This is a genomic window from Acinetobacter marinus, assembly GCF_900096915.1.
GTDB classification, from domain to species: Bacteria; Pseudomonadota; Gammaproteobacteria; order Pseudomonadales; family Moraxellaceae; genus Acinetobacter; species Acinetobacter marinus.
Genome location: NZ_FMYK01000001.1, coordinates 52,577 through 67,444 on the forward strand (window position 1 = coordinate 52,577; position 14,868 = coordinate 67,444).

Annotated in this window: 14 protein-coding genes; 9 read left to right on the top strand and 5 right to left on the bottom strand. The window is 43.9% G+C overall.

What is annotated here, in order from left to right; genetic code table 11:
- Nucleotides 1–3: 3 nt before the first annotated feature.
- The gene (rpsU, locus tag BLQ60_RS00270; protein ID WP_087620690.1) at nt 4–219 is read right to left on the bottom strand and encodes a 30S ribosomal protein S21; all 216 of its coding nucleotides are present in this window, start codon (nt 217–219) and stop codon (nt 4–6) included.
- Nucleotides 220–385: 166 nt separating this feature from the next.
- Between rpsU and tsaD the strand changes: the two genes are divergently transcribed.
- Nucleotides 386–1,393 carry a tRNA (adenosine(37)-N6)-threonylcarbamoyltransferase complex transferase subunit TsaD gene (tsaD, locus tag BLQ60_RS00275; protein WP_092614358.1) on the top strand — a complete coding sequence of 336 codons (1,008 nt, stop codon included), beginning with the start codon at nt 386–388 and terminating at the stop codon, nt 1,391–1,393.
- Between the two features lie 83 nt (nt 1,394–1,476).
- Here the strand turns inward: tsaD and BLQ60_RS00280 are convergent, their stop codons facing one another.
- The 3 genes from BLQ60_RS00280 to BLQ60_RS00290 form a co-directional block, all read right to left on the bottom strand.
- Nucleotides 1,477–2,430 carry a fumarylacetoacetate hydrolase family protein gene (locus BLQ60_RS00280; protein WP_092614361.1) on the bottom strand — a complete coding sequence of 318 codons (954 nt, stop codon included), beginning with the start codon at nt 2,428–2,430 and terminating at the stop codon, nt 1,477–1,479.
- 407 nt (nt 2,431–2,837) lie between these two features.
- Nucleotides 2,838–3,788 (bottom strand): fumarylacetoacetate hydrolase family protein, encoded by a 951-nt coding sequence (locus BLQ60_RS00285; RefSeq protein ID WP_092614365.1) that lies wholly within the window; start codon nt 3,786–3,788, stop codon nt 2,838–2,840.
- Nucleotides 3,789–3,851: 63 nt separating this feature from the next.
- The gene (locus BLQ60_RS00290; RefSeq protein ID WP_092614368.1) at nt 3,852–4,931 is read right to left on the bottom strand and encodes an amidohydrolase family protein; all 1,080 of its coding nucleotides are present in this window, start codon (nt 4,929–4,931) and stop codon (nt 3,852–3,854) included.
- Nucleotides 4,932–5,118: 187 nt separating this feature from the next.
- Between BLQ60_RS00290 and BLQ60_RS00295 the strand changes: the two genes are divergently transcribed.
- Nucleotides 5,119–5,622 (top strand): DUF2147 domain-containing protein, encoded by a 504-nt coding sequence (locus BLQ60_RS00295; protein WP_342028121.1) that lies wholly within the window; start codon nt 5,119–5,121, stop codon nt 5,620–5,622.
- Between the two features lie 56 nt (nt 5,623–5,678).
- Here BLQ60_RS00295 and BLQ60_RS00300 read toward each other — a convergent pair whose 3' ends face one another.
- Complete coding sequence (locus tag BLQ60_RS00300) at nt 5,679–6,977, bottom strand: OmpP1/FadL family transporter (RefSeq protein WP_244515915.1); 1,299 nt, start codon at nt 6,975–6,977, stop codon at nt 5,679–5,681.
- 278 nt (nt 6,978–7,255) lie between these two features.
- Here BLQ60_RS00300 and BLQ60_RS00305 point away from each other — a divergent pair, with 278 nt between their 5' ends.
- The 7 genes from BLQ60_RS00305 (at nt 7,256) to BLQ60_RS00335 (ending at nt 14,832) form a co-directional block, all read left to right on the top strand.
- A complete protein-coding gene (locus tag BLQ60_RS00305; RefSeq protein WP_092614374.1) occupies nt 7,256–8,170 on the top strand; it encodes an alpha/beta fold hydrolase in 915 nt (304 codons plus the stop codon).
- Nucleotides 8,171–8,179: 9 nt separating this feature from the next.
- Nucleotides 8,180–9,178, top strand: a complete 999-nt coding sequence (locus BLQ60_RS00310; RefSeq protein ID WP_092614377.1) for a VOC family protein — start codon at nt 8,180–8,182, stop codon at nt 9,176–9,178.
- Between the two features lie 126 nt (nt 9,179–9,304).
- On the top strand, nt 9,305–11,152 hold the full coding sequence (mhpA, locus tag BLQ60_RS00315; RefSeq protein ID WP_092614380.1) for a bifunctional 3-(3-hydroxy-phenyl)propionate/3-hydroxycinnamic acid hydroxylase MhpA: 1,848 nt from the start codon (nt 9,305–9,307) through the stop codon (nt 11,150–11,152).
- Complete coding sequence (locus BLQ60_RS00320) at nt 11,121–11,924, top strand: 2-keto-4-pentenoate hydratase (RefSeq protein ID WP_092614382.1); 804 nt, start codon at nt 11,121–11,123, stop codon at nt 11,922–11,924. Before mhpA ends, BLQ60_RS00320 begins: the two co-directional genes overlap by 32 nt.
- Nucleotides 11,925–11,997: 73 nt before the next feature.
- Nucleotides 11,998–12,957 (top strand): acetaldehyde dehydrogenase (acetylating), encoded by a 960-nt coding sequence (locus tag BLQ60_RS00325; protein ID WP_092614385.1) that lies wholly within the window; start codon nt 11,998–12,000, stop codon nt 12,955–12,957.
- A complete protein-coding gene (dmpG, locus tag BLQ60_RS00330; RefSeq protein ID WP_092614388.1) occupies nt 12,954–13,982 on the top strand; it encodes a 4-hydroxy-2-oxovalerate aldolase in 1,029 nt (342 codons plus the stop codon). Before BLQ60_RS00325 ends, dmpG begins: the two co-directional genes overlap by 4 nt.
- Nucleotides 13,983–13,986: 4 nt before the next feature.
- Entirely contained in the window at nt 13,987–14,832 is an 846-nt protein-coding gene (locus BLQ60_RS00335; RefSeq protein ID WP_092614391.1) for an SDR family oxidoreductase, read from the top strand.
- The last annotated feature ends 36 nt before the right edge of the window (nt 14,833–14,868 follow it).

A 14,868-nucleotide genomic window follows, 5' to 3' on the forward strand; every position in this document is an offset into this window, starting at 1 on the left:
AAGTTAGTAGAGGCGAGTTGTACGGATAGACTCACGAGCAACTTTTTTCGCATAACGCTTAACAGCAGCAGCTTTTTTGCGTTTACGTTCTTGAGTTGGTTTCTCGTAAAATTCACGCTTACGTACGTCAGCTAAAACACCTGCTTTTTCGCAAGAGCGTTTGAAGCGACGGATCGCTACGTCAACTGGTTCACCTTCTTTCAATTTAACTTGTGGCATATAGAATCCTCTAAGATATGGATAATGTTGTATGTACCCTATGTACATACGGTGAATGAGTGCGACATTTTACGCTTTTCCTTGGCGAAGTACAAGTCTATAATGTGCGTCATCGTCTTGGACGTGTTGATTTTAAAGTTATTGCTTGCATTAGGTCGTGGTGAAAATGATTGTACTGGGTTTAGAAACGTCTTGTGATGAAACAGGTCTGGCGATCTATGATAGCGAACAAGGGCTTCGAGGACAGGTATTATATAGTCAAATCAAGTTGCATGCCGAATATGGTGGTGTGGTGCCAGAACTCGCTTCTCGTGACCATGTACGCAAGTTGATTCCACTACTGGATCAGTTGCTGAGTCAATGTGATTTATCTAAGCACGATCTTGATGCGATCGCCTATACACGTGGTCCAGGTCTAATGGGTGCACTGATGACGGGTGCGTTATTTGGGCGAAGTCTTGCATTTGCTTTAAATAAGCCTGCGATCGGCGTACATCATATGGAAGGGCATTTGCTTGCGCCACTGTTGTCGGCTCAGCCACCACAGTTTCCTTTTGTGGCATTGTTGGTTTCAGGCGGTCATACCCAACTGATGGCAGCGCATGCGTTGGGTGAATATGAATTACTCGGTGAGTCGATCGATGATGCGGCAGGCGAAGCCTTTGATAAAGTCGCAAAAATGCTCAATTTACCGTATCCCGGTGGGCCTCAAATTGCCAAACTGGCGCTACAAGGCGAGGTTGATGCATTCGCATTTCCACGACCATTGATGCAACAGGCGTTGAATTTTTCCTTTAGTGGTTTAAAAACAGCCGTATTCAGTCAGATTAAAGCAGTTGCAGGACAAGGGCGTGAGGCGGATATTGCAGCGTCATTCCAAGAAGCTGTGGTCGATACCTTGGTGAAAAAATCCATTAAAGCACTCAAACATACGGGATTAAAACAACTGGTCATCGCTGGTGGCGTCAGTGCCAACCTGCGCTTGCGTGAAAAGTTGGAAAAATCACTCAGTGGTATGGGCGCAAAAGTTTATTACGCTGAGCCTGCGCTGTGTACCGATAACGGTGCCATGATCGCCTTTGCAGGTTATCAACGCTTAAAAGCAGGGCAACAGGATGATTTGGCAGTCACCACCACTCCACGTTGGCCGATGACTGAACTGACTGCCTTATAAAGTGATCTGTATATTGAACTCAGTCAGTATGTTTAGAGGCACTATGCTGTTAGAAGCACTGTGCCGTTGGCGTAGTGTTTGAGTTAGGCTTTGACCGTGTGCTGTTGTAAGCCGAGATCAACTTTACCATCATTACTGGTAATATAAGATTCGATTTGGTCTCCTGATTGAAGGTACTGTGTTCGCTTCGATTGTGATTTTAAGAATAATTTCCAAATCATTGGCTCAGTCATCAGGTCGGTCATACGTGCGACATTCGAGGCAGGTAAAGATAAAGCGCATCCCGCTGGTGAACCTGTGAGCAAGACATCACCGATATGAAAATCGGTAATCTCAGAAAACTCGGTTAATGTTTCCGCAGGTTTGAACAGCATATTGGCGGTATTGTCTTGCTGACGCATCTCACCATTGACTTTTAAGGTCAGATTGAGCTGTTCCAAATAATGCATTTCATGTTGATTGAGTAAGCACAGCACTGGACCAAGTGGGCAGAAGGTACGATAGCTTTTACCTTTATAAAATTGCATCTGCGGAATCTGAATATCACGGGCAGTGATGTCGTTGGCGATACAGATCCCCGCCACATATTCATGCAAATTCAGGGCGGTGACTTGTACACTACTGTCGGTATTTTTACCAAGCACAAGTGCCAATTCAATTTCATAATCAAGGAGCTGAACATGATCAGGTTTGATGATTTCACCGCTTGGCGCATGCTTAGAAATAGCCGATTTAGTGAATAACATATTGTGCTTTTTCTGATCAGGGTCTATGCCTGATTCAATCGCATGCTGACGATAATTCATGCCTTGACAAAGTACCTGTGCCTCGGCGGTGATTGGGCTGAGTACTTCAACTTGATCTAAAAGCACGGTGTCGGTCGAGTTTTGCGCCAGTTGATCAATGGTCTCATAGCCGAGGGCGATAAATTCAGCGGTTGTTTCCACCTTGGTTGCCAAAAAGATGACTACATCACTTTTTTGTAGACCCCAATAAATCTTGTCTTGGTATTGAAAACGTAAGATGGGTAAAGCCATGAATTTTTCCCTAATCAATCTATGCACATTTGCATAAAAAACACTTTATTGTACAACCACTGCCAGCAATGAGATCATTCAAATTTCAATGTTATTTCTCACGCTGTAACCTCACAAACCAGCACATTCCCCAAGAATTTTTCTATTCTACATTGTGCCGAAAAAGTGATCTGATGAAATTTGATGATTCTATCATTTCGGATATATTGTGGGAAGATTATCAATATATTGCAATGATTAATTTCAAAATTTACAGCAATGTTTGTATCTGCAAAAGATCGGGAGGTTTTTGCAAAAAAGTGTATATAGATCGATTACACAGTGTCGTGCGTCGATGCGGAATGAAATGGAATATTTATTGAGCGTATTTTCTGACCATATTTATTGGCTGGGCATATTTACTGGGCTTAGCTAACGACATGATGCTGTCGTCCAAGATCAATTTTGCCATCTGTACTTTTGATGTGCGATTCAACCACATCACCATGCTGTAGATACTGTCTACGCTTGGCTTGGGATTTTAAGAACAATTTCCATTTTAAATGTTCAGGTAATAATCCTGTCGCTCGCACGACTGCAGCTGGTGGTAAGCCTAAAGCACAACCTGATGGTGTCCCTGTTAATATCACATCACCAATTGCAAAATTGCATACACTGGAAAATTCCGTCAGCGTTTCTGCGGGTTTAAATACGAGGTTGGCTGTGTTGTCTTGTTGACGTACTTCGTTATTCACTGTAAGTGTCAGATTAAGCTGATGTAAATAGTGCATTTCATCTCGATCTAATAGAAGTAGTACAGGACCAAGCGGGCAGAATGTGCGATAGCTTTTGCCTTTGAAAAATTGCATTTGTGGAATCTGTACATCTCGTGCTGATACGTCATTGGCAATGCAAATTCCTGCGACATATTCATGTAGATTTTCAGCGGTGACTTGCACAGCATCATGGGTATTTTTCCCGAGCACTAATGCGAGTTCGATTTCATAATCGAGCAGTTGCACATGTTTTGGTTTAACGATCTGACCTGTTGGCGTGTGTATCGAGGCGGCAGATTTGGTGAAAAACATATTAAAGGCTTTGGCATCAGGATCCATGCCTGAGTCGATCATATGTTGCCGATAGTTGGCGCCCTGACAGAGCACTTTCGCTTGTTCTGTGATTGGGCTCAGCAAACTGACGTCTTGTGCGTTGACCGTAATTGTGGATTGTTCAGCCAATGCGGATAATTGTGCATAGCCGATCTGAATCAAGTCAGCGGTCGAATCTGCGTTGATGTCTAAAATACGAATTTGATCCTGATCTTGTATGCCCCAACACGTCTGTGCTTGCTGGGTAAATCGTACAATTGCTAAAGCCATTTTCTATTCCCTTTAATTTTCAAATTCATTGGATTGATTAAACTAAAACCTTTAATGCAAGCCTTATTGCTGACGTTTTTTATCGGCGATGGCAACGATCGGTTGAGTCATCCAGCGTTTAAACTTATTACCAAAAGATTCGTGTTGATAGATCGGGCGTGGCGTCACGATTTCATCGCCTTGTTGATATTGCGGAAATAGTCCAAGTGCATTGCCACGTTGGATACGGTATAGGTCTTGTTCGTTGAAAACGTCTAATTCCTGTAGATTCTTTGTCTGCATATGTGACACTGGTGCAGGCGCAAAGGGAAAATCACTGCCAAATAAAATCCGCTCTGAACCGACTAAGGCGTTAAGTGCAGACATCGCATAGGGCGAGGTGGACAGTGCGGTATCGAAATAAAAACGCTTGATATAAGTCAACATGCCTTGCGGTGCATTTTTATTCATTTCAGGCATGAGATTGCCCAGTGACACTCGCCATGCGATATAAGGTAAAAATCCACCTGCATGTGCCAAGATAAACTGAATATCAGGATAGCGCTCCATCACACCAGAGGTAATCAAATTGACCGCTGCACGTGTGGTATCAGGCAGAAATTCAAGAATAAATCCCGGTGTGCTGAGTCCGAGTTGCTCACTGCTTTCATGCAGATTGGGATGAATAAATACCATTGCCTTGCGCTGATTCAGCTCTACCATGAGTTCTTCGAAACGTGCATCACCTAGAAATACACCATGGGTACTGCCCAAGAGCACAATGCCATCTGCTTTTAATACATCAAGTGCATAGATCGCTTCGGCGCAGGATTCTGCGGTAAAAGGCATGGGCAAGACCGCAAAAAAGCCAAAACGCTTGGGATAGTCTTGACGCATTTGTGCGCTATATTCATTGACTTCACGAGCTAAAGTGCAGGCTTCTTGCACATTGCCAAAGTATACGCCCGGAGCTGAGAGCGATACGATCGCAGTCTGTGTACCGATCTGATCCATGATGTCGATGGATTGTGCAGGTGACCATTTTGGCAAAGGAGCACCTGCAACTTTCTCAATGCCTTTCTCAAGCATTGTCTGTCTAAATATTGGTGGCACGATATGATGATGGACATCAATCCGACCTTGTTGAATCACTGTGTTTGTCATGTTTTTTACCATTTCATATTTAATCAAGTTGCATTGTTTGGACATATCTAAGGTTTTATGTCCGAGATTCTAAGCAACCCACGGATGGAATTACTATACAACAATAATGATAAATATTGAACACAAATGTTCATTATGATAAATTATTTTAGTACAAATAATGTACTTGATTTTTTATGATGCGGTTATGGATGATGTGATGGATAGAGAAATGATGACAAAAATATTTTTGAAAAAAGTTAATTCAATGGTGCTCTGTACAGGGCTATGCTTTAGTTCCTTTACATATGCGGCAGATACAGTAGGTACTTGGAAAACAATTGATGATAAAAGCGGTTTTGCCCGAGCAAAAGTAAAAATTAGCGAGGAAAGTGATGGTACGTTCAGTGGGAAAATCATTGAAGTATTTCCAATACCGCAACAAAGTGCAGAGCATATTCCAGAGAAGTGTTTACGCTGTACGGGTGAACTTAAAAATAAGCCGATTATTGGTTTAAATGTGATTAAAAACTTCAAATTAAATCCGAAAAAGACGTCAGAATATATCGGTGGCTCAGTGGTTGATCCCATTTCTGGAAATATTTATAAAGGAAAAATCAGATTAAGCCGCAATCAAAATCGAATCACATTACGAGGCTATGTAGGAACGAGTATCCTTGGTCGTAGTCAGACGTGGATTCGTTCGGAATAATTCGTGATTTCACAATCAGCCCTTATTACATGAGATAAGGGCTGATAAATTCTAAATTAAAAATGATAATTCATCTGAATTGAAAACATATCGGCATCTGTATCAAATGTCCCTTGCAAATTTTGCATGGTGGGATTGCCTGATATGATTGTTGGACTTTCTATTGTGGCTTGGTTTGAGAATACATGTGCATAGCCCAAATCTAAACTGAGTTGATCATTGAGCTGAAAACCTGCACCAATAGATAACCAAATCCGATCGGCATCAGGAAAGCGCACGGTTCGATCTGAGGAGCTTGTCACTACAGAACGATCATAAGCTGTACCAAATCGAAGTTGCGTTGTTGGATTGAGCTGATACATTGCACCCAAACTTGCTTTTAAGCCGTCTTCAAAGTTCAGTGTTTCTTCATAGACCATACTGCCATCTTGTTTGCTTACAGCACTAAATGAAGGCAAAACTGACCAATCGTACCAACTCAATTCACCGAGTGCTGTCCAAGTCGGAGATAGTTTGTACGCAAAACCGAGGCTTGCACTTTGTGGCATAGAAATTTCCATTTCAGCTGGAATGGAACGTATGCCCTGAGGTGAGCTAACTTTTAACTGACCATCTAATTCTAGTTCTGTTTCGCTACGGTAGTTGAAACCCACATCAAGCTGATTGGTTGGACGCCATAGCAATCCCAAGTTCACCGCCCAACCATCGCCATCACCAGCCAGTTCACCTTGCGCATCAGTTAAATACATAGGTGGTGTGCTATTGGTATTAATGATAGGTGCGACATTACGAGAAAGTGTTGCATCAAAATCGAGATAATTCAAGCCAATACCTACACTCAAATTTGGACTGAATTGATAGCCCAGTGAAGCATTCGCATTAATCCCAGTGACTTCAGTTTTCAGTCCTTGATATCTCCCGATGAATTGGTTGCTCCATTCACCCTGATTGCCGTACATTGGTGAAATGCCAAAACCGAAAGCATAACGATCTGCACTATTGAAAACATACTGTACGCTTGGAATAGCAGCTTCTCGTTCCAAAGTTTCTGTTGTATTTCCCAAAGGGACAATTGGTGAGATTGGAGAGGTGTTGTGACTTTGAAATTCTGTTTCGGCGACAACATAAGTCGCAGAACCTGAAATATGATGACCTTGCTTAAGCGCAGTCATTGTGGCTGGATTGTAGACAATAGCACTTGCATTTTCAGCGAGTGCAGTAGAGCCCGCAAAAGCATATCCAACACCCGACGCTGTTTGTGTATCAATAAAAATACCAGAAGCATAAATAGATGCGGAGTAGGAGGTGCCAATTAATAGCATTGATGAATACAATAATCCGTAGCGTGTTTTCACAGGGAAATCCTTCCATTGAACTTTTGAGGTAAATATTGAACATAAATGTTCAATTCATGGTATGAAATATCTAATTGCCAAATGTGTCAATCAAAAGTTGAATAAAAAATAGAAAAAAACTAAAAATTGAATGCTATTTGAGCAATAGATTTTGTAATTATTTCGTGAAATGAAGATAAGATTTTGAATAATAAGAAATTAAAAATATTGAGCAATTATTGACTAAATTGAACAATAGTGTTCAAATAAATACAAGTTAAAATAATTCGAGATTTCCTATGTCACAGCAAACTACATCCCCAAATGTTACTTCTCGCATGGTCGAGTTTGGCAATCGTAAAATTTTCTTGAGTGGAGCAGGTGAGGGATTTCCTGTGTTATTGCTACATGGTGGTGGTGCAGGCGCAACAGGACTCTCGAATTATGCAAAAAATATTGATGCCTTAGCCAAACATTTTCGGGTGCTCATACCTGATATGCAGGGTTATGGGCAGTCGAGCAAAGGCGTCAAGCGTAGTGATCCATTTGGCGATTTGGCGGATACCATGTTGGGTTTATTGGATCAGTTGAATATTCCAAAAGTGCATATCGTGGGGAATTCTTATGGCGGTGCCTGTGCGTTACGCATGGCACTTGACCGACCTGAACGTGTGCAAAGTTTGGTGTTGATGGGGCCTGGCGGTATTAATACTACACGTGGTTTACCGACCAAAGGACTCAATCAGTTGCTAAATTATTATTCAGGCGAAGGACCAAGCCGTGAAAAATTGCGTACTTTTATTCGTGAATATCTAGTCTATGACGGCAGTCAAGTGGCGGAGGATTTGATCGAACTGCGCTATCAAGCCAGTATCGACCCTGAGGTATTGGCGTCACCACCTTTGCAACGTCCAAATAGTTTGAAAGGTGCGATCCGTATGGACTTTAGCCGTGATCCTCGCTTAAAACGCTGTAATACGCCAACGCTCGTGGTCTGGGGTGTGGACGATAAAGTCAACCGTCCAAGTGGCGCAGATACTTTGCAAAAAACCATGAAGAACTGCGATGTCTATCTGTTTGCACAAACTGGACACTGGGTGCAGTGGGAACGTGCACAGCAGTTTAATGCGCTGACCCAGAGCTTCTTGCAACAGCACACACCCAAAACCGCTGTACAGAACCAGTCTGCTGTACAGAATCAATCTGTGTCGTGAGGTGATGACATGGCAACATTTGAATATCAGAATATTTTCGGGCAAGTCAAACTCGGCTATGTGATCGCCGAGTCGCAGAAGTTCGATGAATGGATCAGCTTTATGCAGAAATGTTTGGGTTTGCATTTGGCTGAGCATACTGAACAACAGTTGAGCTTTCGGATTGATGATTATGAAAAACGCTTTATCGTACAACGTGGCGATGCCGAAGATGTCACCCATATTGGTTTTCAGGTAGAAAATAAGTTGGTTTTAGAACAGATTATAGGTCGCTTTGATCAACGTGAGATTCAGTATGCGATCGGTGAGACAACGGATGCACAGGCTCGTGGAGTGCAGGCATTTTGGTATGTGCAAGGACCTAAAGGCATTCAACTGGAATTATTCATTGATGAAGTGCGTACAGATCAACCTTTAACTATGCAAAGCAGTGGTTTTTATACCGCAGACAGTGGCATGGGGCATGTGGCAATCACCTCACAAAAGCCTGAAAAAATGATTCGATTTTGGCAAGAGTTTTTCGATGCTCGTTTAACGGATACGGTGGAGCAAAAGATCAATGGCGTGACCTTGGATGTGACTTTTTTGCGATTAAATGAACGCCACCATTCGATCGCTGTGGCTGAAACACGTGGTGTGCACCTCGATCCGATTCGTACTTCGATTCAACACATGAATCTGCAAGTGCTCGATTTGGAAGATGTCACGATGGCGTATCAGCGCTGTAAGGACAATGGCTTCGCTGTGGCATGGGAAGTGGGTCAGCACACCAATGATCGGGAAGTATCGTTCTACGTGGCGAGTCCGTCAGGCTTTGAAGTGGAATTGGGCTGGGCGCCGATCAAGATTGATGAAGCAACGTGGCAACCGATCAAACACACCTCCATCAGCGTGTGGGGACATCAGCCAAAACCGCCGAGCAAAGTCCATAAGTTAATGCACGAGTTTGGACAAATCAGCGAGAGTTTGAAGAAACTGCGACGAGATGAATATTCACCGATTGATTAGCATCAGCCTTTAGCTTTACATGAATAGCTACGCACCAATCGTTTTAAACACCTAAGTAATTTCCAAATGAAAAAAGTGATCAATAGATCGCTTCGGGTTTTTGCACCCGAAAAAAGGATAATCAACATGAAAAAGTCAATAAAGCAATGCCACCCAACGCAGGCAGATGTTGTGATTGCAGGTTTAGGACCGACAGGTTTGGTGCTTGCGCATGTACTCGGCAAACGAGGTCATCACGTCGTCGTTCTAGAACGTGAACCTGTGTTCTACGGCAATGCACGTGCGGTCTATACCGATGATGAATGTATGCGGATTTTTCAGTCCATCGACATGGCGGAAGATGTGCAAAAAGACATGTTACTGGAAACACCTGTGCAACTTGCTTATCCCGATGGACGAGTGATCGCACAGTACAAGCCCTTAAAGCGTCCATTTGGTTGGCCGATTGTCAATTTCTTCTATCAGCCTTATTTAGAAACCACACTCACCGAAGGTTTGGCTCGTTATGAAAATGTCAGCATTTTACGTGGTCGTGAAGTGGTGAATTTTGAGCAAGATGCAGATGGCGTCGATATTCAACATCAAGCGACACAAAGCTATCGTTTTAGTGATGCCAACGATGCCAAAGTCGCTGTGAATGCAGAACTGGCTGAGCAAGATCTGCAAAGCATTCGTGCGCAATATTTTGTTGGGGCGGATGGTGGACGCAGTACTGTGCGTGCCAATCTCGGCATTGAAATGACAGGTAAAAATTTCCCTGAACCGTGGCTCGTGGTCGATCTCAAGCAAAAAGATCCACATCAAGGCTTACGTCATTTGCCATATTTCAACTTTGTGGTTGATCCAGAGTTGCCAGTGGTGAGCTGTGTGCAACCTGACGGCTTTCATCGTTTTGAATTTATGCTGAAAAAAGGACAAAGCAAGGAATATATGGAGCAAGACGATACGGTACGCATGCTCCTGTCGAAATATGTCGATCCTGATTTGTTCGAAGTAAAACGAAAATTGGTCTACACCTTTAATGCGCTCGTTGCCAATCAATGGCGTGACCGTCGTGTGTTGCTTGCAGGCGATGCTGCACATATGACACCACAATTCATGGGGCAAGGGGCAAGCTCAGGTGTGCGTGATGGCGCAAATTTGGGTTGGAAACTTAGTGCCGTACTTGAAGGTAAAGCGAGTGAGAAAATTTTAGATAGCTATGAGTCTGAACGTCGTGATCATGCCATAGCAATGATCAGAGGTTCGGTACTGATGAAAGATATGGTGTCAATGACCAGTCCAGTCGGTAGTAAGGTGCGTGATCTTGCCATCAAAGGCATTTTATCGACACCAAAGCTCAAAGATTGGGCGCAGGAAGGTGGCTTTAAACCTCAACCGATTTACACCAGAGGTCAGTATTTGGGACTGCCTCGCAAAAATAAATCTAGCCCTGAAGGCAGTCTGTCACCTCAGCCATTTGTGCGTACCATTGCGGGCAAGCGAATCTTGCTTGATCAACTCACAGGTGAAAACTATGCCTTAGTCGGACTGTCCTGTGATCCATCAGCACATTTATCCGAAAGCAGTCGGCAAGTTTTAAATCAGCTCGGTTGTGCCTTTGTCACTTTATATCCTTTTGCAGAACGTCCACAAGGCGACACGCAGACAAATTTCAATCCGCAAGTGATCGAGGTGGAAGATATTGATGGGCATATGGTGCATTGGTTCCGCAAAGCCTGTCATGTTAAGCATCCAGTGGCTTTACTTCGTCCAGATAAATTCAGCTTTGCCGTTGTACCGCAAGATGAATTGGATGGTGCAATTCAACAGCTCAAACTGCAACTTGACCTTGTCAATGCCAAAAGCACCATGCAAAAAAGCACTGAGCAAAGCAACGTGCAAAAAAGCACATTGAATAAAACACAGACTAAATCCGTCGAAGTCACACAGGAACTAAGCCATGAATCAGAACGTGCAACAGCCAGCGAATGAACGAATCCGTGATGCAGCCAAAGCACTTCGAGAGGCACGGCAGCAACGCAAAACCATTGAGAAAGTATCCATCACACATGGCATACAAGGACTCGACGAAGCCTATTCAGTCGCCCAAATAAATACTGATGCAAAACGTGCACAAGGGCATCGCATCATCGGCAAAAAAGTTGGTTTAACCTCAAAAGCAGTACAACTGCAACTTGGTGTGGATCAGCCTGATTTTGGCATTTTGTTTGAAGACATGATGGTGCTTGAAGGTGATCGAGTCCAAGTCAGTCAACTGATTCAACCCAAAGCCGAAGCTGAAGTGGCCTTTGTGCTATCAAAAGATATTGAAAATGTTGTACCGACATGGACAGAGTTTCTGACCAAGATCGCTTATGCCTTGCCTGCACTTGAAATCGTTGATAGTGCGATTCATGACTGGAAAATTATCCTTGAAGACACTGTGGCGGATAACGCCTCATGTGGCTTAGTTGTCCTCGGTCAACAGCCGATTGCCATTGATCAATTTGACTTTTCTAAGCTCGATATGCACTTAGAAAAGAATGGGGAAATGGTGTCGATTGGTACAGGGTCGGCATGTTTAGGTCATCCTTTGCGAGCGGCATGGTGGCTTGCCAAAACAATGGTTGAACGTGGTATTCCACTCAAAGCAGGCGAAGTGATTCTCTCAGGTGCTTTAGGTCCGATGGTCAACGTGCAGAAGGGTGATGTGCTCCATGTCAATCTTGGTAAGTTGGGTGCATTCGGTTGTGTGATGGAATAAGAAAATTGAATGCCGAATTGAACGAGCTAATTAAACGAGCAAATTGAAAAGAGTAAATTGAAAAGAGTAAACCATGAAAAAAATTAAAGCAGCCATCATCGGTAGTGGCAATATCGGCAGTGACTTGATGATCAAAATCATTCGAAGCAGTCAACATCTCGAACTCGCTGTCATGGTCGGTATTGATGAACAATCTGATGGCTTACAGCGTGCAAAGCGACTAAATATTGCAACCACGCATCAAGGTGTTGAGGGTTTGGTATTAATGCCTGAGTTTGCAGAGATTGATATTATTTTTGATGCGACTTCAGCCAGTGCGCATATTCACAATGATGCGCTGATCCGACTGAAAAAACCAAATGTACGAATGATCGACCTGACGCCTGCAGCGATCGGACCGTATTGCGTCCCAGTGGTTAATCTTGAGCAAAATATTCAAGCGCTCAATGTCAATATGGTGACCTGTGGCGGTCAAGCCACCATTCCCATCGTCGCTGCGGTATCGCAAATTGCTCAAGTGCATTATGCCGAGATCGTTGCCTCGATCAGTAGTAAATCCGCAGGACCTGGGACTCGTGCCAATATTGATGAATTCACCGAAACCACAGCACAAGCCATTCAATCGGTTGGTGGTGCAGGCAAGGGCAAAGCCATGATCGTGCTGAATCCTGCTGAGCCACCGTTATTGATGCGAGATACGGTCTATGTTTTATCAGCGCATACCGAGCAAGCCCAAGTGCAAGCCTCGATTGAAAAAATGGTCGAAGCCGTCAGTCAATATGTACCGGGTTATCGACTGAAACAAGCCATTCAGTTTGAAGTGATCCCTGAGGATACACCGTTAAAAATCCCAACAGTCGGTGAGTTTTCAGGGTTAAAAACTACTGTGTTTTTAAAAGTTGAGGGTGCAGCGCACTATTTACCTGCTTATGCGGGCAATTTGGACATCATGACATCAGCTGCATTGGCAACAGCTGAGAAAATTGCCCAAGCCTTAAGAAATCATCAATCGTCAACGGGAGCATCGGCATGACAGTCACAAATAAAAAACTCTATATTTCCGATGTGACTTTGCGAGATGGTAGTCATGCGATTAAACATCAATATTCCATTCAGAATGTACAGGACATCGCTTCGGCACTTGATCGTGCCAAAGTAGATAGTATTGAAATTGCGCATGGCGACGGACTACAAGGTTCGAGTTTTAATTATGGTTTTGCTGCGCATAGTGATCTGGAATGGATAGAAGCCGCCGCCGATGTGTTGACACATTCACAAATTGCCACATTGATTTTACCGGGAATCGGCACGATTCACGATCTCAAGGATGCTTATCATGCAGGTGCTCGTGTGGTTCGTGTGGCGACACATTGTACCGAAGCAGATATTTCCAAACAGCATATCGAATATGCACGTTCGCTTGGCATGGACACGGTGGGCTTCTTGATGATGAGCCATATGACCTCACCTGAAGATTTAGCAAAACAGGGTAAATTGATGGAGTCCTATGGTGCCGAGTGCATTTATATCGTGGACTCAGGCGGAGCCATGACCATGCAAGATATTCGTGCGAGATTCCGTGCTATGAAAGCCATTTTAAAGCCTGAAACGCAAACAGGTATCCATGCACATCACAATCTGAGCTTACGTGTGGCAAACTCGATTGCTGCGGTTGAAGAGGGCTGTGATCGGATTGATGCAAGCCTAACAGGTATGGGCGCAGGTGCGGGTAATGCACCGCTTGAAGTCTTTATCGCAGCGGCGGAGCGACTTGGATGGAATCACGGTACAGACTTATTTACCTTGATGAATGCTGCGGATGACATCGTGCGACCTTTGCAAGATCGTCCTGTACGTGTTGACCGTGAAACTTTAGCACTCGGCTATGCAGGCGTCTATTCGAGTTTCTTGCGCCATGCCGAAGCGGCTGCGAAAAAGTTTGAGATTAGTGCAGTAGATATATTGGTCGAACTCGGGAAACATCGTATGGTCGGTGGTCAAGAAGATATGATCGTCGATGTCGCTTTAGACTTATTAAAACAACAACAGGCAGGATAACAGCATGTCCCAATTTAAACTAAATGGCAAAGTGGCTTTAGTGACGGGTGCAAACTCAGGCATTGGTGCGGTCACGGCAAAAGCACTTGCCTTGCAAGGCTATCATGTGTTCTTGGCATGCCGTGATCGCAATAAGGCGTATGAAGTCATTCAAGAGATTTATGCAGAAAGTAACGGTCAGGCAGAGGCTGAGTTTATTGAATTGGACTTGGCAAATTTGGATTCGGTGCGAAGCTGTGCAACGCAATTTTTACAGCGTAATTTACCTTTGCATCTGTTGATTTGTAATGCAGGATTGGCAGGGCACAAAGGTATGACGGCTTCGGGCTTTGAGCTGACTTTTGGTGTATGTCATGTCGGACATTTTCTACTGACAGAGCTACTCACTGAGAAATTAATCGCATCACAACCTGCACGGGTCATTGTAGTGTCGAGCAAGGCACATCGTCATGCCAAAACCATTGATTTTGATGCAGTATTAAAGCCAACACAAAGCATCGGCGGACTAAAAGAATATGCCGTAGCAAAACTGGCGAATGTACTCTTTGCCAAAGAACTTGGGCGTCGTCTGTATGGGACAGGTGTCACAACGTATGCGATTCACCCTGGTGTGGTATCGACCAATGTGTGGCGCAGTCTGCCAAAACCAATGGTCAAAGCGCTATCACGGTGGATGATTTCCCCTGAACAAGGCGCACAGACCACGCTGTACTGTGCCACTGCACCGCATCTAAGTGGTGAAACTGGCATGTATTATGAAGACTGTAAAGTCAAAGCCTCATCACATGTCGCACAAGATATGGAACTGGCGAGGAGGTTATGGGAGAGGTCTGTGCAGTGGGTGGGCTGAGCAGAATAATCTAGGGGCTTAGGAAGTTAAAAAGTG

What these genes read in the sequence shown, in the direction of transcription:
- rpsU (WP_087620690.1), bottom strand. Translation starts at nt 219, where the DNA reads ATGCCACAAGTTAAATTGAAAGAAGGTGAACCAGTTGACGTAGCGATC.
- tsaD (WP_092614358.1), top strand. Translation starts at nt 386, where the DNA reads ATGATTGTACTGGGTTTAGAAACGTCTTGTGATGAAACAGGTCTGGCG.
- BLQ60_RS00280 (WP_092614361.1), bottom strand. Translation starts at nt 2,430, where the DNA reads ATGGCTTTACCCATCTTACGTTTTCAATACCAAGACAAGATTTATTGG.
- BLQ60_RS00285 (WP_092614365.1), bottom strand. Translation starts at nt 3,788, where the DNA reads ATGGCTTTAGCAATTGTACGATTTACCCAGCAAGCACAGACGTGTTGG.
- BLQ60_RS00290 (WP_092614368.1), bottom strand. Translation starts at nt 4,931, where the DNA reads ATGACAAACACAGTGATTCAACAAGGTCGGATTGATGTCCATCATCAT.
- BLQ60_RS00295 (WP_342028121.1), top strand. Translation starts at nt 5,119, where the DNA reads ATGGATGATGTGATGGATAGAGAAATGATGACAAAAATATTTTTGAAA.
- BLQ60_RS00305 (WP_092614374.1), top strand. Translation starts at nt 7,256, where the DNA reads ATGTCACAGCAAACTACATCCCCAAATGTTACTTCTCGCATGGTCGAG.
- BLQ60_RS00310 (WP_092614377.1), top strand. Translation starts at nt 8,180, where the DNA reads ATGGCAACATTTGAATATCAGAATATTTTCGGGCAAGTCAAACTCGGC.
- mhpA (WP_092614380.1), top strand. Translation starts at nt 9,305, where the DNA reads ATGAAAAAGTCAATAAAGCAATGCCACCCAACGCAGGCAGATGTTGTG.
- BLQ60_RS00320 (WP_092614382.1), top strand. Translation starts at nt 11,121, where the DNA reads ATGAATCAGAACGTGCAACAGCCAGCGAATGAACGAATCCGTGATGCA.
- BLQ60_RS00325 (WP_092614385.1), top strand. Translation starts at nt 11,998, where the DNA reads ATGAAAAAAATTAAAGCAGCCATCATCGGTAGTGGCAATATCGGCAGT.
- dmpG (WP_092614388.1), top strand. Translation starts at nt 12,954, where the DNA reads ATGACAGTCACAAATAAAAAACTCTATATTTCCGATGTGACTTTGCGA.
- BLQ60_RS00335 (WP_092614391.1), top strand. Translation starts at nt 13,987, where the DNA reads ATGTCCCAATTTAAACTAAATGGCAAAGTGGCTTTAGTGACGGGTGCA.